General features: G+C 68.8%; 18 protein-coding genes. 4 read left to right on the top strand and 14 right to left on the bottom strand.

What is annotated here, in order from left to right:
* Window positions 1-6: 6 nt before the first annotated feature.
* The 5 genes from L324_RS37095 to L324_RS37075 all read right to left on the bottom strand — a co-directional run bounded on the left by L324_RS37095 (window position 7) and on the right by L324_RS37075 (window position 4,773).
* On the bottom strand, window positions 7-657 hold the full coding sequence (locus L324_RS37095) for an L-threonylcarbamoyladenylate synthase (protein WP_037320044.1): 651 nt from the start codon (window positions 655-657) through the stop codon (window positions 7-9).
* 79 nt (window positions 658-736) lie between these two features.
* The gene (locus L324_RS37090) at window positions 737-2,722 is read right to left on the bottom strand and encodes a M6 family metalloprotease domain-containing protein (protein ID WP_037320042.1); all 1,986 of its coding nucleotides are present in this window, start codon (window positions 2,720-2,722) and stop codon (window positions 737-739) included.
* Window positions 2,723-2,917: 195 nt separating this feature from the next.
* Complete coding sequence (gene prmC / locus L324_RS37085; RefSeq protein ID WP_037320040.1) at window positions 2,918-3,784, bottom strand: peptide chain release factor N(5)-glutamine methyltransferase; 867 nt, start codon at window positions 3,782-3,784, stop codon at window positions 2,918-2,920.
* 84 nt (window positions 3,785-3,868) lie between these two features.
* A complete protein-coding gene (locus L324_RS37080; protein WP_037320038.1) occupies window positions 3,869-4,417 on the bottom strand; it encodes an HD domain-containing protein in 549 nt (182 codons plus the stop codon).
* 8 nt (window positions 4,418-4,425) lie between these two features.
* Entirely contained in the window at window positions 4,426-4,773 is a 348-nt protein-coding gene (locus L324_RS37075; protein ID WP_037320036.1) for a MerR family transcriptional regulator, read from the bottom strand.
* Between the two features lie 59 nt (window positions 4,774-4,832).
* Between L324_RS37075 and L324_RS37070 the strand changes: the two genes are divergently transcribed.
* Together L324_RS37070 and wsfD are read left to right on the top strand one after the other, a co-directional pair.
* Window positions 4,833-5,618, top strand: coding sequence for an alpha/beta fold hydrolase (locus tag L324_RS37070; protein WP_037320034.1), 786 nt, complete (start codon window positions 4,833-4,835; stop codon window positions 5,616-5,618).
* Between the two features lie 31 nt (window positions 5,619-5,649).
* Entirely contained in the window at window positions 5,650-7,083 is a 1,434-nt protein-coding gene (gene wsfD, locus L324_RS37065; protein ID WP_037320126.1) for a glycan biosynthesis hexose transferase WsfD, read from the top strand.
* A gap of 3 nt (window positions 7,084-7,086) precedes the next feature.
* On the opposite strand, the gene L324_RS37060 is transcribed toward wsfD, so the two are convergent.
* Complete coding sequence (locus L324_RS37060; protein WP_037320033.1) at window positions 7,087-8,541, bottom strand: hypothetical protein; 1,455 nt, start codon at window positions 8,539-8,541, stop codon at window positions 7,087-7,089.
* Between the two features lie 146 nt (window positions 8,542-8,687).
* On the opposite strand from L324_RS37060, the gene L324_RS37055 reads away from it, so the two are divergent.
* Entirely contained in the window at window positions 8,688-9,425 is a 738-nt protein-coding gene (locus L324_RS37055; RefSeq protein ID WP_037320031.1) for a hypothetical protein, read from the top strand.
* Here L324_RS37055 and L324_RS37050 read toward each other — a convergent pair.
* The 3 genes from L324_RS37050 to rpmE all read right to left on the bottom strand — a co-directional run bounded on the left by L324_RS37050 (window position 9,422) and on the right by rpmE (window position 11,487).
* Entirely contained in the window at window positions 9,422-10,096 is a 675-nt protein-coding gene (locus L324_RS37050) for a hypothetical protein (protein WP_037320028.1), read from the bottom strand. The two genes, L324_RS37055 and L324_RS37050, sit on opposite strands and share 4 nt — an antisense overlap.
* 6 nt (window positions 10,097-10,102) lie before the next feature.
* Complete coding sequence (prfA, locus tag L324_RS37045; protein ID WP_037320124.1) at window positions 10,103-11,173, bottom strand: peptide chain release factor 1; 1,071 nt, start codon at window positions 11,171-11,173, stop codon at window positions 10,103-10,105.
* Between the two features lie 86 nt (window positions 11,174-11,259).
* Window positions 11,260-11,487 carry a 50S ribosomal protein L31 gene (rpmE, locus tag L324_RS37040; protein WP_007028345.1) on the bottom strand — a complete coding sequence of 76 codons (228 nt, stop codon included), beginning with the start codon at window positions 11,485-11,487 and terminating at the stop codon, window positions 11,260-11,262.
* Window positions 11,488-11,710: 223 nt separating this feature from the next.
* On the opposite strand from rpmE, the gene L324_RS37035 reads away from it, so the two are divergent.
* The gene (locus tag L324_RS37035) at window positions 11,711-12,256 is read left to right on the top strand and encodes a hypothetical protein (RefSeq protein ID WP_037320023.1); all 546 of its coding nucleotides are present in this window, start codon (window positions 11,711-11,713) and stop codon (window positions 12,254-12,256) included.
* Window positions 12,257-12,304: 48 nt separating this feature from the next.
* Here the strand turns inward: L324_RS37035 and L324_RS37030 are convergent, their stop codons facing one another.
* The 5 genes from L324_RS37030 to L324_RS37010 all read right to left on the bottom strand — a co-directional run bounded on the left by L324_RS37030 (window position 12,305) and on the right by L324_RS37010 (window position 18,634).
* Window positions 12,305-12,841 (bottom strand): AAA family ATPase, encoded by a 537-nt coding sequence (locus L324_RS37030; protein ID WP_037320021.1) that lies wholly within the window; start codon window positions 12,839-12,841, stop codon window positions 12,305-12,307.
* 91 nt (window positions 12,842-12,932) lie between these two features.
* Complete coding sequence (rho, locus tag L324_RS37025; protein WP_037320019.1) at window positions 12,933-14,969, bottom strand: transcription termination factor Rho; 2,037 nt, start codon at window positions 14,967-14,969, stop codon at window positions 12,933-12,935.
* A gap of 418 nt (window positions 14,970-15,387) precedes the next feature.
* Window positions 15,388-16,269: a homoserine kinase gene (gene thrB, locus L324_RS37020; RefSeq protein WP_037320017.1), complete on the bottom strand. Its 882-nt coding sequence runs from the start codon at window positions 16,267-16,269 to the stop codon at window positions 15,388-15,390.
* Entirely contained in the window at window positions 16,266-17,327 is a 1,062-nt protein-coding gene (thrC, locus tag L324_RS37015; protein ID WP_037320015.1) for a threonine synthase, read from the bottom strand. Before thrC ends, thrB begins: the two co-directional genes overlap by 4 nt.
* On the bottom strand, window positions 17,324-18,634 hold the full coding sequence (locus L324_RS37010) for a homoserine dehydrogenase (RefSeq protein ID WP_037320013.1): 1,311 nt from the start codon (window positions 18,632-18,634) through the stop codon (window positions 17,324-17,326). Before L324_RS37010 ends, thrC begins: the two co-directional genes overlap by 4 nt.

The following is an 18,634-nucleotide window of genomic DNA, read 5'->3' as shown; positions in this document are numbered from 1 at the left end:
GGTGAATCAGGCGAGTGACTCCGCGGGCACACCCAGTACTTCCGCGACCGCGGCACGGCTGACCGCGCCCTCCCGCAGGATGACCGGGTCGTCGCCGGTGAGATCGACCATCGTGGACGGAACGGGCTCACCGGACGAGCCACCGTCGAGATAGACCGCGACGCTGTCGCCGAGCTGGTCGACCGCTTCCTGCGCGGTGGTGGCGGGCGGGCGGCCCGAGACGTTGGCGCTGGAGACCGCCATCGGGCCGACGTCGCGGAGCAGTTCCAGCGCGACCGGGTGCAGCGGCATGCGCAGCATCACCGTCCCGCGCGACTGGCCGAGATCCCACTGCAGGCTCGGCGCGTGCGGAAGGATGATGGACAGGTCGCCGGGCCAGAAGGCTTCGATGAGCGCGCGTGCCTGCGGCGGTGTGCCGAGCACGAGTCCGTCCACAGTGGACCAGGAGCCGACGAGGACGCCGACCGGCATGTCCGGGCCGCGGTTCTTGGCCCGCAGGAGGGACTGGACGGCGCCGGCGTCGAAGGCGTCCGCGCCGATGCCGTAGACCGTGTCGGTCGGGAGGACGACGAGGCGGCTGGAGCGCACCGCGCTCGCCGCCGCGGCGAGCCCGTCGGCCCGCGTTTCACGCTTGCTGCAGTCGTACACCGCACTCATGGCAGAGGAGCCTAGCCTGCGGCCTCGTGAGTGGTAATGACGGTTAGAACCACCATTACCACTCACGAGCCCACTCGGATCAGAAGGCGAACGCGGTACAGACCGACGTCGCCGTCTTCGCCGGGTCGGCGATCGACGTCGCGGTCAGCTTGATGTGCGCGACGTGGTCACCGCCCGCGGCCCGCTTGGCGTGTGCCGTCGCCGACGACCGTCCGCCGAACGGGACGGTGGACAGCTCGTTCGGCAACCGCACCTCCCAGCCCTTCGCGCTGGTGGACGCGCTCAGGCGATAGGTGTCGGTGTCGTACGGCGCCGCCGCGCCCTTCGCGTCACCGGTGTTGAACACCGGGAACGAGCAGCTCGCGAGGCCGTTCTTGGCGAACGCCGGGGCCGAGGGCCACAGCGAGACACCCCTGGCCTGCGCCCCGGCGCCGTCGAGCGAGGCCACCGTGACGACGTAGGACAGCACGCCCTTGCGGTCGCGCTCGACGTCCGAGACCAGGAACTTCAGTCGGTTCGCCTGATCGGTGTACTCGTACTTGCTCGCCGAACCGGTGCCCGCCTTGAACGCGGCGTCGTTGAGCTGGCGGTAGTCGCCGATGGGGATCGGCACCGGGGTGCCGTCCGGCTTCTTGTAGTCGGTCATGCCGATGTCGGCCGGGTTCGCGTCGACGATCCATTCGAACGGCGCGTTGTCCTGGTTCTTGGTCTTCGCGATGAGGACACCGGAATCGGGCGCGAAGGAATCGCTGCCCATCCGGTCGACGACCTCGACGGTGTAATTGTTGTATCCGCCGCCGTCGCAGAACGGATCCTTCGAGCGATCGCATTTCGGCGAAAGGTCCCCGCCGGTCAACGCGATGTTGATCCCGCTGTACGCGCCCTGTCCCGGCAGAACCGAACGCGCGGTGATCCGCGCCGAAACCGGGCCGGACTTCGCGAGCTGGTTACGGTCGAGTTTGAGCACGTCTTCGGGGTCGATGATGTCGAGCTTCATCTTGGTGCGCAGCATGTGGTGCGCCCCCATCGAACCGCCCTGTGTCGCCGGGATCTGCCAGCGGGTGTGCGGTCCGCCCGGGCCGTTGAACGTGCCGCGGGACATCATCTCCCATGGCCCGGTGTACGACCGGGACGGCGGGACACCGAACGGGTTGTTGTAGTTGTCGCCGATGCCGAGAATGTGGCTGAATTCGTGCGCGTAAACGGCCTGTCCCGAGCTTTCGGCCTGGGTCGAGGAGCCGGTGACCGCGTTCGGCCAGATGCTCGACGCGGATTTCCACGACGTCCACGGAACGTACCGGGTGGACGCGGCGTTCGGCATTCCTTCGACACCGGGACCGAATTCGTCGGGGACGTTGCCCGGTTCGCCGAATTTCATCACACCGAATTCCTGCCAGGTCGAACTCTCGTCCTGACCGGCGGAAAGATAGAAGATGAAGTCGAACTGCTTGGCGACGTCACCGACGTCGGCCCGCCAGGCCGCGCCCGCGTCGGCGCGCAGGTCACGCTTGCAGTTCGCGGTGGGCGGGCAGGCGTCGGGCTGGAACTCCATGCCGTACTCGAAGGACTTGCCCGGCAACCGGTACGGCCCGAACGCGGTCAGTTCGACGCCCAGCCTGCCGCCGGAGTCCTCCATCCAGTATTCGTTGATCGTGTGGCCGTGGTTGAGCGCCTGCGGCTTGTTGAGGAAGTCCTGATAGAACTTCGCGACGCCGTCCCTCGGGATACCGCTGGCGGCGGGACCGGGGTTGCCGAACACCGTCGAGTGCGGGGCCTGCGTGACGGCGAATTCCTGATCCGGGTAGTCCGCGAGCACCACGGCGCCCTTGAACATCCGTTTCGTCGGCTTCAGCGCGGGATCGGCCCAGTTGGTGCCGGGCGGCTTGCGGTAGTCGTCCCACGTCATGTGGTCCTGGTTCTCCCAGGTCGACCCGTCGATCGGGGCAGGCCAGCCTCGCACGGGCGCCGCGGCGGACGCGGGCTGGGCGACGAGGCCCGGCAGCAGTACGGCGGTGGCGAGGACGGCGAGTGTTCTGAGTGGGGTTCGTCGGAGAGACGATCGCATCGGGGTACACCTCCCAGTCGGACCGCCGATCAGGCGGCCTTGGTCGACGTTAGGAGGTGGGCTTTGCCCTGGGCACCGCCGGAAGTCGTGAGTCCCGCTAACTACCCGCTCCGCTTTCTCGCGTTTCGTCCTCTGGATGCGGTAGTTGCACGCGCAAGTACCGCATCCAGAGGACGAAACGCGAGGGAAAGGACGTCAGGAGACGCGCAGGGCGGTGACGAACCGAGGGCGTCCCGCGAGGTCGACGTGCCCCTGGACGTCGGTCAGCACCCGGCGCGCCCGGACCAGTGCTGGGACAGCGGAGCCGTGCGTGTCGTCGTGCTCGATCGCCATCCCGCCGGTCGGCCGCAGCAGCCGCGCGGCGGCGGCGATCGCGTGCCGGATCACCGCCAGGCCGCTCTCCTCCGCGAACACCGCCCGCGCCGGGTCGTGCTCGGCGACCTCCGGCGGCACCGGCGTCCCCTCCGGCACGTACGGCGGATTGCACAGGACCAGGTCGACGAGCCCGTCGAGTTCGGCGAACATCGTGCTGTCCGCGACATCGCCGGAGTACAGCCGGATGGGGGTATCCCCAGCGTCGGCGTGCACGTCGGCGTTGTGCCGGGCCCAGGCGAGCGCCTGCGCGTCGATGTCGACGGCGTAGACGACGGCGTCCGGCCGCGCGTGCTGCACGGCCAGCGCCAGCGCGCCGGAGCCGGTGCACAGATCGACCACGACCGGGTACTCGCGCCCGTGCAGCAGTTTGAGGCCCCATTCCAGGAGCAGTTCGGTCTCCGGGCGCGGGACGAACACCCCGGCGCCGACGTTGACCGTGATGTCGCCCAGCGCGGCCCATCCGGTCAGGTACTGCAGGGGGATCCGTTTGGCGCGCTGGTTCACCAGCTGGCCGATCGCGTCGATGACCGGCGGGTCCACCAGCGGAACCATCGGCAGGCGGCCGCGGTCGACGCCGAGGACATGGGAGGCGATGATCTCCGCGTCCGAGCGCGGTGACGCCACACCGGCCTCGGTGAGGATCCGGGTCGCTTCCATGATGGCGAGGCGCAACGGCTGCCGGTTCACTGATGTTCCTTCACAGAGTCAAGCCTGACACACGAGGCACGCGTGCCGGGGTCGATACACGCGGGCTCAGGGTATCGATTCCCTTCAGCGCACCCGCCACGAGAGCGACGACAACGTCAGCGCCGCTTCGGCCACTCGCCGCGCGAGGTCGGTCTGAAGGCTCTTCGTCGCCGAAGCGATCCACTCGTCGACGTTCTTTACGCCGATATCGCGGTACTCGACGGCCTGAAGCAGCATCTCGAGCTTGTCGGCGTCGCGCGCGTACAGGGCCTCCGGGCTCTGCGCGGTTTCGTACTCCTCGACGGCGTCTCGCACCGAGTCACGGGCGGCGGCGGGCAGGGCCGACGTCTGCGCCGCGGTGATCGCCCGCGGGTCCGGCTTCTCGACGAAACCCTTGATCGTATGCGGGAGGTCACCGGTCCGCGTCTCCTGCGTGTCGTGCCAGAGCGCGAGGTACGCCGCCCGCGCCGGGTCGGCGCCGCCCTCGGCAGCCAGCAGCCCGGCCAGCTGCGCGACCCGCGTGGTGTGCTCGGCGACGGATTCGGGATCGCGGACCCCGGCCTGCCACCAGCCCGCCCGCCGGATCCGCTTGAGCACGCCGAGTTCGAATCCGAATCTGGCCAGGGCTTCCACGCTGCTCCCTACGCGTCGACGACGAGATATCCGGCCAGTGTCCCCCGCCGCTGCCGGAGCGTGTCGATCCGGTCGTCCATCTCGGCCAGTTCACGGCGGATCTCCGTCACCACCGTCGGGCACAGGTCCAGTTCCGGGAGTTCCCCGTTCGCGCAGGGCAGCACCTTGGCGATGACCTGGGTGCTCAGCCCGGCCCCGAGCAGCGCGCGGATCTGCCGCACGGTGGTGACCGCGTCGTCGTCGAAGGTGCGGTAGCCGTTGAAGTCGCGCCGCGAGACCAGCAATCCCTGCTCTTCGTAGTAGCGCAGCAGCCGCTGGCTCACGCCGGTGCGGCGGGAGAGCTCGCCGATCAGCATGTGACCCCCATCATCCGTGGTTGACCTTCACATCGATGTCAGTACTTAACGTCGCCGGCATGACGAATCATTTCGCCCACGTCGTCCGCGGTTCCGGCCCCGGCCTGCTGCTCGCCCACGGTGGCGGCGGCAGCGTCGAGGGCAACTTCGGCGCCATCCTCGACGACCTCGCGCGCACCCACACCGTCGTCGGCCCCGACTATCCCGGTTCCGGGGCCACGCCGCGCGCCACCGGCCCGCTGGACCTCGACTCCGTCGCCGACGAACTCGTCGCCATCGCCGTCGACGCCGGGCTCGAACGCTTCGCGATCCTCGGCTACTCACTGGGTACCGGCGTCGCCGTGCGGATCGCGACCCGGCACCCCGAACGTGTCACCGGCCTCATCCTGACCGCCGGGTTCACGAAGCCGGACAACCGGCTCCTGCTGGCCGTCGACATCTGGCGCGAGCTGCTGGACGGCGACCGCAGGCTGCTGGCGAAGTTCCTCACCTTCGCCGCCACCGGCGAGCGGCATCTGAACTCCCTCACCCCGGCCGAACTCGAAGCCGCCATCGACGGGCTGGCCGGGTACATCCCGGTGGGCAGCCCCGAGCACGTCGGCCTGGTCGCCGGCGTCGACACCCGCGCCGAGCTGGCCGGGATCTCGGTCCCGGCTCTGGTCATCGCCACGACACAGGACGGCCTCGCCCCGCCCGCGCATTCCCGCGAACTCGCGGCCGGGATCCCGGGTGCCGAACTGATCGAAATCGAGGCCGGACACGGCATCGGCGTCGAGGCCCGCGACGAATGGCTCGCCGCGATTCAAAAGTTCCTCCACGCAAGTGTTAGAGAGGGTACGAACTGATCACCCTGCGGAATCTTCTAAGGTGACGCGGGTGAAGATCCGGGAAATCCGACTGACCCTCGGCGTGTTTTTCGTCGCCCTCGGGGTGTTACTCGTGCGTTTCCTGGTGCCGCGCCCGATCGGTATGGCGGACAACGGCGACGGCTGGCGGATTCTGTGCCAGCTCGGCGCCCGAGAACTCGACAGGCCTTCGGAGTACTTCGTCCGCTTCTCCTACGGCCCCGCCCCGGCCTGCAACAGCGAGTACATCTCCAGCCAGAGCTGGATCGACAAGATCGCCAGTGAGATCGGGCAGTTGCTCGGTTCGTCCGCGATCCTGAACCTGCTCGTCCTGGGTGTGCTGGGCTGTCTGCTGGTCGCGGGCGGGATCGCCGCGATCGTCGTCGGCCTCCGCCTTTCGGTCCGGAACAGCGTCATCGCCACGGTCGCGCTGCTGCTGGTCGCCGCGGATTCGGCCTTCTTCGGGTACTTCGCCTCCGTGCTGAGCGAGGGCGCCGCGTTCGTCGGGATGCTCCTGCTCGCCGGCGGGCTCCTGCTGATGCACCGCACCGGGCCGTGGCGCTACACCGGCGCCGCGGTCACCGTGCTCGGCGCGATGATCGGGATCAACGCGAAGTCGCAGACGCTGCTGCTGATCCCGCTGTTCGCGCTCGCGCTGCTGTTCGTCCGCCCGCCGGGCGCCCGGGGCCTGGCGCGGTGGGCGCTGCCGCTGGCCGTCCTCGCCGTAGTCGGCACGGGTACCGCGCTGGTGCAGGGCGCGGGCGATTCGGCCAACGCGGAATACCGCGAGGCCAACATGTACCACGTCGTGTTCAACGGGATCGTGGACGGCAAGCACGACACCACCGGCGATCTCGCCGCGCTGGGGCTCCCGCCGGAGTTCGCGAAGTACGTCGGGACGGGCTGGTGGAGCGCGAACGCGGCCTGGCGCTCCCCCGAGTACGCCCAGTACCGCGACAAGATCAGCCGCCGCAATGTCGCCCAGTACTACCTGGAGCATCCGGTGCGTGTGGTCGAGATGCTGCACCGGTCCGCGCAGGAGACGCTGACCGCGCGGGTGCCGAACCTGGGCAGCTTCGGCGAACACGCCGGGCAGCCGCCGCTCGCCAAGGAGTACCGGATCCCGGTCCTGTCCGGATTCACCGGCTGGATCGCACCGCTCGGCCTGTTCGCCCTGCTGCCGATCTGGCTGCTCATCGGCTGGGCGGGCTTCCGCGCCTTCCGCAACCGCACCGGCCGCCGCGACGTCGGCATCGTGGTGCTGATGTTCCTGTTCTTCGCGATGGGCCAGATCCTGGTCTCCGGCCTCGCGGAAGGCATCGAGAACATCAAGCACCAGCAACTGACGATCTACCCGACCCTCCTGGCCGCCGCCTTCGCCGCGCTCTCGTTTCTGCCGCGGCGCAAAGAGGAGCCGCCGGTCGTCGAGGAACGCGAGCCGGAGACGGCGTCCGTCTCGGGCTGACGCTCATCGTGCCGGTACCCAGAATCCGACGAAGCTGCCACACGCGACCTTCGCACCCGTGAGCTTCTCCTGGATCCGCTTCTCCACGCCGCTCAAGGCGATCGTCGGCGCGTCCGGGGCCACGGCATCGGGCACCGGAAGGCCGGCGGTCAGCGAAACGGCCTTGACCGTCTGGAACAGCACGAGATAGTTCCCTTCCCGGTCAAGGCGTTCCGCGGCCTCGACCATCCTTTCCGGACTGTCGCCGGTCAGCTCCATGGGCAGCGGCCAATCCAGCGGGAAGGGATTGCGCACCCCGAAAACCGGTGCCACGAAAGGATCCTTCGTCAGTTCCCCCTGTGGCCTGTCCGCGTACGGCGCTTTGTCATGCGCGGACAACAAGAGCAGAGCGACGAGTACGAACGTGACGGCGGCGAGTGCGGCACCTGCGATCTTGGGCGGCCGCGGCGGATCTGGGGGCACCACGGCTTCCAGCACGCCCAGCGCGAAGATCCCGGCGAGCAGCCCCGGAAATGGATAGCCCCACGACAGGGCGGCCATCCAGCCGAGAGCGGCGATCGACAGGTACCGCCACGGCAGCCGTCTTCGGACGACGGCGGCGACGCACGTCGCGGTCGCGACGCGAAGCCACCGGCCGAATTCGCCGAGGTGTTCCCGGGCGGACCAAGCCACAGCGAGGCCCTCACCCCAGGTCTGCTGCCCACCGGAAAGCTGCGCGATCGCCGAACGCAGTCCCCCGGCGACCGTGACCATGCCGAAGTAGAGCGAGGGCGCCGCACCGAGCACGAGAAGATCACCGAGCAGACGCGGCACTTTCTTCGACTGAGCGGCAGGGTGGAACAGCAGGATCAGCAGCCCGATCGGTGCGGCGAAGAGGAAACTCTGTTTGACGATGACCGCGAAGCCGATGCAGAACAGGCCGAGCCATCGTCGCCATCGTGAATCCGAGCGCAGCCCGCTGTCGACCAGCCACCAGCCGACCGCGACGAGGAAGACGCCGTCGACGGTGTGCCAGGCCATCAGCGGGTAGGTGTTCAGGCTGACCAACGCGGCGGTGAAGACCAGCCCGGTCCGCAGCGGCCCCCACTCCAGCGGCGAAGTCCCGGTCAGGAACGCGGCGAGCGCGAACGTGGCGACGGTCAGTTGCACCATCATCACGAAACTCGACCCGATCATCAGCGGCGCCGGGACGAGCCGGTCGACCAGATGCAGATAGGCGGATCCGAACGGCCTCGGCCCGAGGAAATCGACCTGCGGAAGCTCGCCGTGCAGGACGCGCCACATCTGGGCGAGCACGAATCCCTGATCGGTCGGGTTGAAGCCGAACCGGCCGACCCTGGCGACGACGGACACGCTGAGCAGGACGATTCCGATGCCGAGCACGAAGGCACGCGGAACACGTTTCCGGCTTTCCGGAAACGATCTTTCCGCGACGTTCACGTCGGAAACACGCGTCATGAATTCGCGTCCCCCAAGGCAGGGCTCCTCATCGCCAAGGGACCGCAGCGGAAGCGGGGAATCCACGACAGGCCCGATCGGCACCCGTCCCACGGCGCCCGTAGGCTGAACGCACCTGTTGTCGCCGAAGGGCCAGCGAAAGAGCCATGGATCTCCGAGAAACGGAAGTCGTCACGCGGATATCCGCAAATATCGATACCGATGATTTCGCGGCGGCTGCCGCGCTCGGCGAGCGCTTGATCACCGAGTTCAAGGCCACCGAGCTGGAGATCTGCCGGGCCGACCCCGAGGGCGGCTGGACGGGCTACTCGGTCTCCGTCGGTTATCGCACCGCGCCCGCCGACGGCGAAGAACCCGCCGGCACCCTGCGTCGTGCCGCGATACCGGCGCTTTTCCACTTCGGTCTCAATGCGGAATTCTTCGAAATCCACGGAACACCCGAAACCGGCCAATACGGAAGCTACGACGCTTACGACACCCCGGCCGACGGCTACACGCTCTATTCACTCATGGCGGCCGTCGGCGGCACCGATCCGCGCGAACCCGCCTACGTCCCCCGGCACGATTTCACCCCGCGCGCGGAAACCGACGTCATCTCGCGGGTGCACCTTTACGTCCCCACCGACGACCTGAGCTTGGCCGTGGCGCTGTGCGACCGGCCCGCGGCCGACCTTTCGGCGTCGCTGATCCGGATCAGCACGGACGCTGGTCCGTGCGAAGCGGTGCTGTTGTCGGCTTTTCCCGCTGTCGCGGGAGAAACCGGCGAAGAGGCGCTCGACCGGGTCACGAACGAGGTGACCGAGCGGCTCTCCGAGGTGAGCATGTCCGTCCGGGCCATCCACACCGGCTTGGAAGACGACCCGTTCTACACCGAACCCGGCTAGGCCGTGCGGGCGGCGAGAGACGCCAGGCGTTCCACCTCGGTGCGCCGCTGATCGCTGAACGTCCGCTCGGCCGCGGGGCGGAGCCGCCACCGAAGGATCGCGAGCACCTCCGCGAGTTCGTGCTCGTCGAACAGAAGCGTCGACAGAAGGGCTTGCCGTGCCTCGCGCAGCCTGCCGAGTTTCGCCACGAGGCCGGGCGAAGAAGCGTTCTCCAGCAACACATCCAGCACCCACAGCACCAGTTCCCGCGGCGCGATCCACCAGGATTCGGTGAGCTGTTCTCCACAGAACAAGAAGTATCCGAGCGGTGATCGTCCCGGCATGAGTTCGGTGGAATCCCAGTTCAGCTCCGCCCACCAGTCCGCGTACCGGGCCAGTTCGGCGATACGCGGAAGCATCCAGTCGGCCAGGCCGCCCGCGGCGACCGCGCTTTCGGCCGCGGCGTAGAGCTCCGTGCGCAGCACCCGGACGAGTTCCGGTGCCCGCTCCTCGAACAAGCCGACCCCGAACAGGGTGATGCCCCGGTACTCGACCAGCTCGGCCTTCAGCCCGGGATCGGTCACGTGCTCGATGAGCACGTCGATGACCCAGCCGATCACCCCGCTCGAGGCGTTCCACCAGAAATCCGGGTGAGACGGCTCGGCGGTGTCGAGGTAGATGTCGCCGGACAACGGCCGTCAGCCCGCGTGAGCGGCGAGCCGTTCCTCGCGGTCCGCGGTGATGAGCGCGTCCAGCACACCGTCGAGGTCGCCGTCGAGGACCTGGTCCAGGTTGTACGCCTTGTAGTTCACCCGGTGGTCGGCGATGCGGTTCTCGGCGAAGTTGTACGTGCGGACCCGCTCGGAGCGGTCGACGGTCCGGACCTGCGAGCGGCGCGCGTCCGACGCCTTCGCGGCGGCCTCCTCCTCGGCGATCGCCTGAAGGCGGGCCTGCAGCACCTGCAGGGCGCGGGCCCGGTTCTGGATCTGCGACTTCTCGTTCTGGCACGAGACGACCACACCGGTCGGGAGGTGCGTGATCCGCACGGCCGAGTCGGTGGTGTTCACGCTCTGGCCGCCGGGGCCGGAGGACCGGTAGACGTCGATCCGCAGGTCGTTCGGGTCGATCTCGACCTCGACGTCCTCGGGTTCGGGGTAGATGAGCACGCCGGACGCGGAGGTGTGGATGCGGCCCTGCGATTCGGTGGCGGGCACGCGCTGCACGCGGTGCACCCCGCCTTCGAACTTCAGCCGGGCCCAGACACCGTCGACGTCGGCCGAACGGCTCTTGATGGACACGGTGACGTCCTTGAAGCCGCCGAGGTCCGAGTCCACCGAGTCGAGGACTTCGGCCTTCCAGCCGTGACGCTCGGCGTAGCGCAGGTACATGCGCAGCAGGTCGCCGGCGAACAGCGCCGACTCCTCGCCGCCTTCACCGGATTTGATCTCCATGACCACGTCGGACCCGTCGTACGGGTCGCGCGGCACGAGAAGCTCGGAGAGTTTGGCCTCGAGTACGGGGATCTTGGCGGTGATCTCCTCGGCCTCGGCCGCGAAGGCGGCGTCTTCCGAGGCGAGTTCCTTCGCCGCTTCGAGGTCTTCGCGGGCGGCGTCTAGCTCACGGATCGTCTTGACGACCGGGCTCAGCTCCGCGTACCGGCGACCGAGCTTGCGTGCGCGCGCCTGGTCGGCGTGCACGGACGGGTCGGCCAGCTGCTCTTCCAGCTGGGCGTGCTCTTCGAGCAGACCCTTCAGCGAACTCGAATCCACCACTCCACCTCTCAACGGCCTGGACGGACAAAAAACCATGAAAAACGGCGCCCACCCGGACATGCGGGTAGGCGCCGTCGTTCAAGCTACTTGGCGTCTTCGGCCTTCTTGCGCTTGCCGTAGCGAGCCTCGAAGCGCGCGACGCGGCCGCCGGTGTCCATGAGCTTCTGCTTGCCGGTGTAGAACGGGTGGCAGTTCGAGCAGATCTCGACGTGGAGGTTGCCGGAGGTCTTGGTGCTGCGCGTGGTGAATTCGTTGCCACAGTCACAGTTGACGTGCGTGACCACGTACTCGGGGTGAATACCGCTCTTCATGGTGTCCTCTCTCGTTGGCCCCGGGTCCCCAGTGCGGGGTGAACCGGTGCCGGACTTCAGCGGATGATTTTGCCAGATGCGCTGGCAGTGGGGTTAACGCACCCCTCCCCCGGCGTATTCCATCACGTTGAGTTATCAACTATCGACGCCTGGTTGTACGAAATTTGTATTCGTTCACGGGACGGTCCTCCAGTTGGTTATTCCTCAACAGGAGGTACTGATCATGCGCACCATCCTCGCCAAGGTGGCGAAGCCGGCGTCCGTCGCCGCGCTGGCCATCGCGGCTCTCGCCATCGCTCCCGTGGCCGGGGCCGCTCCGGCCGCCCCCGAAACGGGCGCCGTCATCACCGCCGCCGACATCAACCCGGCGGCCGGCACGTTCACCACGGTGCCCGAAGGCGACTTCGCGATCCAGGGCGCCGGGGACGGCACGCCCGCCGGCGCCGTCCAGTGGTTCAAGAACCACGCCGGTTCCACCGCGTACCAGGGCCTCTGCGAGAAGGCCGTCGAGAACGCCTACGGCACCACCGGCGTCTGGGCCTCGGCCAACGCGCACTGGAACGGCGCGAGCCCGAAGCACACGACCGGGACGCCACCGAAGGGCGCCTTCGTGTACTGGAACATCAGCCAGTGGGGCCACGTCGGCATCGCCGACGGCTCCGGCGGGATCTACGCCTCCAGCATCGGCGGCAAGATCGGCCACGCTTCGAGCGTGCACTACTTCAACAACTACCGCGGCTGGACCCCCGCGGCCGTCCCGCACCGCTGAGCCCTCGGGCTCGTGAGTGGTAATGACGGTTAGAACCGTCATTACCACTCACGAGCCCGCCGGCCAGGCTGCCAGCCAGCGCCTTGTCGCGCGCGGTGACGTGAGCCGCACCAACGGCACCGCCGGATCGTTCTCCCACTCGCGGATCGTGCGCCGTTTACGGGCGAAGGACCGGAAGTGCCAGGCGATGATCGAGTCGCCTGAAAGCACTCCTCGTACCGTTTCGACGTTGCCGTTGCAGATCCGGCGGCGGGTGACACAGCGCATCACCGTCCGCCGCACCAGCCTGCTCAGTGAAACCCAGCGCGGGTAGTCCAGCGCCACGACCAGTTCGGCGCGAGGCAGCGCGATGTCACGCCATTGGGAGAACATGCCGTCGATGATCCAGTGCTCCTTGGCGACCAGCAGGGCGATCCGGCGGCGCTGCTCCTCGGTGGGCACGGCCACCCAGCCTGGCCGCCAGGCGAGATCGTCGTCCACCGAATGCCAGGGCGACCCGGTATGTGCCGCCAGTCGCCGGGCGAGTGTCGTCTTCCCCGAACCGGTGACGCCGTAGACCACGATCCGATCAGGCAGCGAACTCACGGCGCCGTCCCCTCAGCCGAAGTACATGAAGGCCCCCTTCCTTGAGTCAGGCGCAAGGAAGGGGGCCTTCATGTACTTACCAGACCGAAGATCAGTCGTCGTCGTTCGAGCCGAGGGCCGTCTTCGAGACCTGCATGAGGAACTCGATGTTGGTCTTCGTCTTGCGCAGTCGCGAGATGAGCAGGTCTATGGCCTGCTGCGAGTCCAGCGCGTGCAGCACCCGGTGCAGCTTGTGGGTGACCGCGAGCTCGTCCGGCGAGAGCAGCAGGTCTTCCTTGCGGGTACCGGACGGGTTGACGTCCACCGCGGGGAACACCCGGCGCTCGGCGATCTTCCGGTCGAGCTTGAGCTCCGCGTTACCGGTGCCCTTGAACTCCTCGAAGATGACCGTGTCACCGGTGGACCCGGTCTCGACCATCGCCGTGGCGAAGATCGTGAGCGAGCCGCCGTTCTCGATGTTGCGCGCCGCGCCGAGGAAACGCTTCGGCGGGAAGAGCGCGGTCGAGTCGACACCACCGGAGAGGATCCGGCCGGAAGCCGGGGCCGCGAGGTTGTACGCACGGCCGAGGCGGGTGATCGAGTCGAGCAGCACGACGACGTCGTGGCCCATCTCGACCAGGCGCTTCGCCCGCTCGATCGACAGCTCCGCGACCGACGTGTGGTCGGACGGCGGGCGGTCGAAGGTCGAGGCGATGACCTCTCCCTTCACCGACCGCTGCATGTCGGTGACCTCTTCCGGACGCTCGTCGACGAGGACGACCATCAGGTGGCACTCGGGGTTGTTCGTGGAGATCGCGTTCGCGATGTCCTGCATGATCGTGGTCTTACCGGCCTTCGGCGGCGACACGATCAGTGCACGCTGTCCCTTGCCGACCGGCATCACCAGGTCGATGACGCGGGTGGTGAGCTTGTGCGACTCGGTCTCGAGACGCAGGCGCTCGTTCGGGTACAGCGGGGTCAGCTTGGTGAAGTCGGGGCGGCGCTTGGCCTCGTCCGGCTCCAGGCCGTTGATCGAGTCGACGCGCACCAGCGGGTTGAACTTCTGCCGCTGCTGCTCACCGTCACGCGGCTGGCGCACGACACCGGTGATGGCGTCACCGCGGCGCAGGCCGTACTTGCGGACCAGCGAAAGCGAGACGTACACGTCGTTCGGCCCGGCGAGGTAGCCCGAGGTACGCACGAACGCGTAGTTGTCGAGCACGTCCAGGATGCCCGCGACGGGCAGGAGGACGTCGTCCTCGCGGATCTCCGTGTCGGGCGAACCGCCCTGCTCGCGGCCCCCGCCGGAACCCCGGCGGCGACGGTCGCGGAAGCGACGGCCGCGACGGCCGCCTTCCTCGTCGTCGTCACCCTGCGGGTTCTGGCCCTGACGCTGGCTGTTGTCCTGGCCGCCCTGCTGGTTGCGCTGGCCCCGGTTGTCCTGGCCCCGGTTGTCCCGGTTGCCATCACGGTTGCCGTCGCGGCCGCCGTCCCGGTTGCCCTGGCGGTCGCCGCGGTCGTTGCGCTCGTTGCGGTCGCCACGTTCGTTGCGCTCGCCACGCTCACGCTGGTCGCCGCGTTCCCGCTGCTCCCCGCGCTCACGCTGCTGGCCACCCTGGTCGGGCGAGCCCGCGGCGCGGTTGGAGCCACGACGACGACGGCTGCGGCCGCCCTCTTCCTGCTGCGGCTGGCCGTCCTGCTGCCCGTTCTCCTGCTGGGCGGGCCGCTCGGCGGACGGCGCGGAGCCGTTCTCCGAAACCTTCTCCGCCTTCTCGGCGCGCGGGGCTTCGGCCGGAGCGGCTTCCGCCTTCGGCGCGTCGGTCTTCGGCGCGTCGGCCTTCGGGGCCTCGGCCTTGGGAGCTTCGGCCTTGGGAGCCTTCCGTGGTGCTTCGATCCCCTCGAGCGGAAGCGTTTCGCTCGCCGCGGCGGGGGACTTGCGCTTGGTCTTGCCCTGGCGTTCGCGAATGGCCGCGATCAGGTCGCCCTTACGCATACCCGTCGTCTCGCCGATGCCGAGGTCCCCAGCGATCGAGCGCAGTTCGGCGACGGTCTTGCCGGTCAATCCGCCGACCGTGCGCTTGGGAGCGACGACGCCGTTCGACTCGGCGGCGCCACCTTCGACGTCGCTCAAAAGATCGGTGTTGCTCACAAATGTCCTTCCTGACCGATCCACGCCTCCAGGTGGATCAGCGGACCGCCGCTCGCGTCCGATTGCGAAACGGCGTAATTGGCCCCCGATACGGGCGAGCAACTCCTCGGCCGTGTTGAACACAGCTAGAAGGCCTCCAGCACAGGGGTTTGCGTCCTCCAAATGGAGGAAGCGGAATTCGGCACCGCCGGAACCGGGAACCCGCCTGCGTCCCTCCGCCACTCCCGTTTGCCAGACGGTGTGCGGAACTGGCGGATCAACGAAGGATGCGGGCCAAGGATGTCACTGTTCACCTGGACCGGCACCGGGTGCGGAAACGCACGGTGATCGAACGCCCCCGAGGGTAGACCGCGCCACGGCCCCGTGCAACAACCACCCCCCGCGTGGCGGTCCGGGGCTCCCGCACGTGACCGAGGCTTTACTGAGCCGCAACCTGAACGCCGCCCGGATCGATCGGCAGCTCGGTGACGTCGAAAGATGTAACGTCGACAGCGGCCGGGAGTATTCCGCCGGTGGTCAGCGCGAGCACGGTCGGACCGGCCCCGGAGATGGCCGCCGCCACCCCTTCGGCCCGCAGCGCGCGCACCAGTTCACTGCTCGCCGGGTACGCGGATGCCCGATAGTGCTGATGGAGCCGATCTTCGGTAGCGGAGAGCAACAGGTCGGGGCGCGCCGTGAGCGCGTGGACCGCGAGCGCCGCACGGCCCGCGGTGAACGCCGCGTCGGCATGCGGGACCCGGTCGGGCAGCAGCCCGCGCGTCGCGTCGGTCGAGGACCGCAACGCCGGGATCGCCACCACGGGCCGGATGTCGTGATGCGGCTGGAGTCGTTCGGCGCGGAACCGCTCGCCTTCGTTCCAGGCCACCACGAAGCCGCCCAGCAGGCTCGCCGCGGCGTTGTCGGCGTGTCCCTCGAACTCGGCCGCCAGCTGCAGCGCGTCGTCGTCCAGGGCCTTCTCCGCCAGCGCGTACGCGGCCGCGACACCGGTCACGACGGCAGCCGCCGACGAGCCGAGGCCGCGGGCGTGCGGGATGGCGTTGAAGCAGCGCAGGTGCAGGCCGGGCGGCCGGAGCCCGAGATGCTCGCAGCCCCGCCGGAAAGCACGCACGACCAGGTGCGATTCGTCGGTCGGCACGTCGTCCACGTCACCCGCGCCGGCGTCGATCACTTCGATCTTGAGCCCGGCGTCGGTGATCCGGAGTTCGACCTTGTCGTACAGCGCCAGCGCGAGACCCAGCGTGTCGAACCCCGGGCCGAGGTTCGCCGAAGACGCCGGGACGGTGACCTTGAGCAGCGTCATCGCAGGTCCAGCGCGGCGGCGACGGCGGTCGGGTCGACGGCGAGCGGCTCGACCTCGACGTTGCCCTCCAGCGCCGTGGCCGGGTCCTTGAGGCCGTGCCCGGTGACGGTGCAGACGACGGTGGAGCCCTTCGGCAGGCGGCCGTCGGCGGCCGTGGCGAGCAGGCCCGCGACGCTGGTCGCCGAGGCGGGCTCGACGAACACGCCCTCCTTGCGGGCGAGCAGGCGATACGCCTCGAGGATCTTCTCGTCGGTGATCGCTTCGAACAGCCCGGCGGAGGCGTTCTTCGCCTTCATCGCGCCGTCCCAGGAAGCGGGGCTGCCGATGCGGATCGCGGTCGCGATGGTGTCCGGATCGGCCACCGGCTCGCCGTGCACGAGCGGCGCGGCGCCCGCCGCCTGGAAACCGAACATCCGCGGGGTGTTCTTCACCACACCGTCGCCCGCGTACTCGGAATAGCCCGCCCAGTACGCGGTGATGTTGCCCGCGTTGCCGACCGGGAGACAGTGGATGTCGGGTGCCCGGCCGAGCGCGTCGCAGATTTCGAACGCGGCCGACTTCTGGCCGGCGATGCGCACCGGGTTGACCGAGTTGACCAAGGTCACCGGGTAGTCGATCGCGGTCTTCTGCGCCAGTTCGAGACAGTCGTCGAAGTTGCCGTCCACCTGCAGGATCCGCGCGCCGTGCAGCACGGCCTGGGCGAGCTTGCCCATCGCGATCTTGCCCTGCGGGACGAGCACCGCGCAGGTGAGCCCGGCACGCGCCGCGTAGGCCGCGGCCGACGCCGAGGTGTTGCCCGTGGAGGCGCAGATGACCGCCTGGAGCCCGCTGGCGAGCGCGTGCGTGATGGCCACGGTCATCCCGCGGTCCTTGAACGACCCGGTCGGGTTCGCCCCTTCGACCTTGAGGAAGACCTCGCAGCCGGTGAGTTCCGAAAGGTGCGGCGCGGGCAGCAACGGGGTGTTGCCCTCGCCGAGGGTGATCACCTTCGCGCCGGACGGGACCGGGATCCGGTCCGGGTAGGCCTGGATGATTCCTGGCCATGGTTGGGGAATCACTGGTCTTCGCCTTCCACCCGCATCACACTGACGACCTGGTTCACCACATCGAGCTTGGCAATGTCGTCCACAGTGGACCGCAGTGCCGCGTCCGGCGCCAGGTGGGTGACGACGACCAGGCTGGCCGTGTCGTTGGCGTCCCGCTGCCGCACCGCGGCGATGCTGACGCCGTGCCCGGCGAACGCCTGGGCCACCTGGGCGAGGACGCCCGCTCGATCGGCCACGTCGAGACTGACGTGGTACCGCGTCGGCGTCTGGCCCATCGGCCTGACCGGGAGCGCGGCGTGCGCGGATTCGCGCGGGCCACGGCCGCCGACGACCCGGTTTCGAGCCACCGCGACGAGGTCGCCGAGCACGGCACTCGCGGTCGGCGCGCCACCGGCGCCCTGACCGTAGAACATCAGCTCACCGGCGGCGTCGGCCTCGACGTAGACGGCGTTGTACGCGCCGCCGACCCCGGCGAGCTGGTGGTTGCGCGGGATCATCACCGGATGCACGCGCGCCGAAACGGATTCGGTGCCGTCGTCGGAGGTGACGCGCTCGCAGATGGCGAGCAGTTTCACCGTGCGGCCCAGCACCTTCGCCGCGGCGAGGTCCGACGCGGTGACGTCGGCGATGCCCTCGCGGTGCACGTCGGAGGCCGTGACCCGGGTGTGGAACGCGAGCGAGGCGAGGATCGCGGCCTTGGACGCGGCGTCGTAGCCGTCGACGTCGGCCGTCGGGTCCGCCTCCGCGTACCCGAGCCTGCTGGCCTCTTCCAGCGTTTCCGCGTAGCCCGCGCCGGTGGAGTCCATCGCGGAGAGGATGAAGTTGGTGGTGCCGTTGACGATGCCCATCACGCGGGTGATGCGGTCACCGGCCAGCGATTCGCGCAGCGGGCGCAGCAACGGGATCGCCCCGGCCACCGCCGCCTCGAAGTACAGGTCCACGCCGGACGCGTCGGCGGCCTCGAACAGCTCCGCCGAATGCTCGGCCATCAACGCCTTGTTGGCCGTGACGACGGACTTCCCGGCCTTGAGCGCGTCGAGCAGCCACTGCCGCACCGGCTCGATCCCGCCGACCAGTTCGACGACGACGTCGACGTCGTCGGAGGTGACGAGCTTCGTCACGTCGGAGGTCACCAGTTCCGGCGGCAGCTCGGGGTGCTTGTCGGGACGCCGGACCGCGATCCCAGCCAGCTCCACCCTGGCACCGGCCCTGGCGGCCAGCTCCTCGGCCTGTTCGGTGAGCAGCCGGACGACCTCCCCGCCGACCGTCCCGCAGCCCAGGAGGGCGACCCTGATCACACGTCCGTCCACAGTAGACAC

Source organism: Amycolatopsis orientalis DSM 40040 = KCTC 9412, assembly GCF_000478275.1.
In the GTDB taxonomy this organism is placed as follows: domain Bacteria; phylum Actinomycetota; class Actinomycetes; order Mycobacteriales; family Pseudonocardiaceae; genus Amycolatopsis; species Amycolatopsis orientalis.
The sequence above is the reverse complement of the archived record's forward strand: the minus strand, read 5'-3'. Positions and strand labels throughout refer to the sequence as shown.

Coding starts and splice junctions, on each gene's coding strand:
- L324_RS37095 (WP_037320044.1), bottom strand. CDS start 657: ATGAGTGCGGTGTACGACTGCAGCAAGCGTGAAACGCGGGCCGACGGG.
- L324_RS37090 (WP_037320042.1), bottom strand. CDS start 2,722: ATGCGATCGTCTCTCCGACGAACCCCACTCAGAACACTCGCCGTCCTC.
- L324_RS37075 (WP_037320036.1), bottom strand. CDS start 4,773: ATGCTGATCGGCGAGCTCTCCCGCCGCACCGGCGTGAGCCAGCGGCTG.
- L324_RS37070 (WP_037320034.1), top strand. CDS start 4,833: ATGACGAATCATTTCGCCCACGTCGTCCGCGGTTCCGGCCCCGGCCTG.
- L324_RS37060 (WP_037320033.1), bottom strand. CDS start 8,541: ATGACGCGTGTTTCCGACGTGAACGTCGCGGAAAGATCGTTTCCGGAA.
- L324_RS37055 (WP_037320031.1), top strand. CDS start 8,688: ATGGATCTCCGAGAAACGGAAGTCGTCACGCGGATATCCGCAAATATC.
- rpmE (WP_007028345.1), bottom strand. CDS start 11,487: ATGAAGAGCGGTATTCACCCCGAGTACGTGGTCACGCACGTCAACTGT.
- L324_RS37035 (WP_037320023.1), top strand. CDS start 11,711: ATGCGCACCATCCTCGCCAAGGTGGCGAAGCCGGCGTCCGTCGCCGCG.
- thrB (WP_037320017.1), bottom strand. CDS start 16,269: ATGACGCTGCTCAAGGTCACCGTCCCGGCGTCTTCGGCGAACCTCGGC.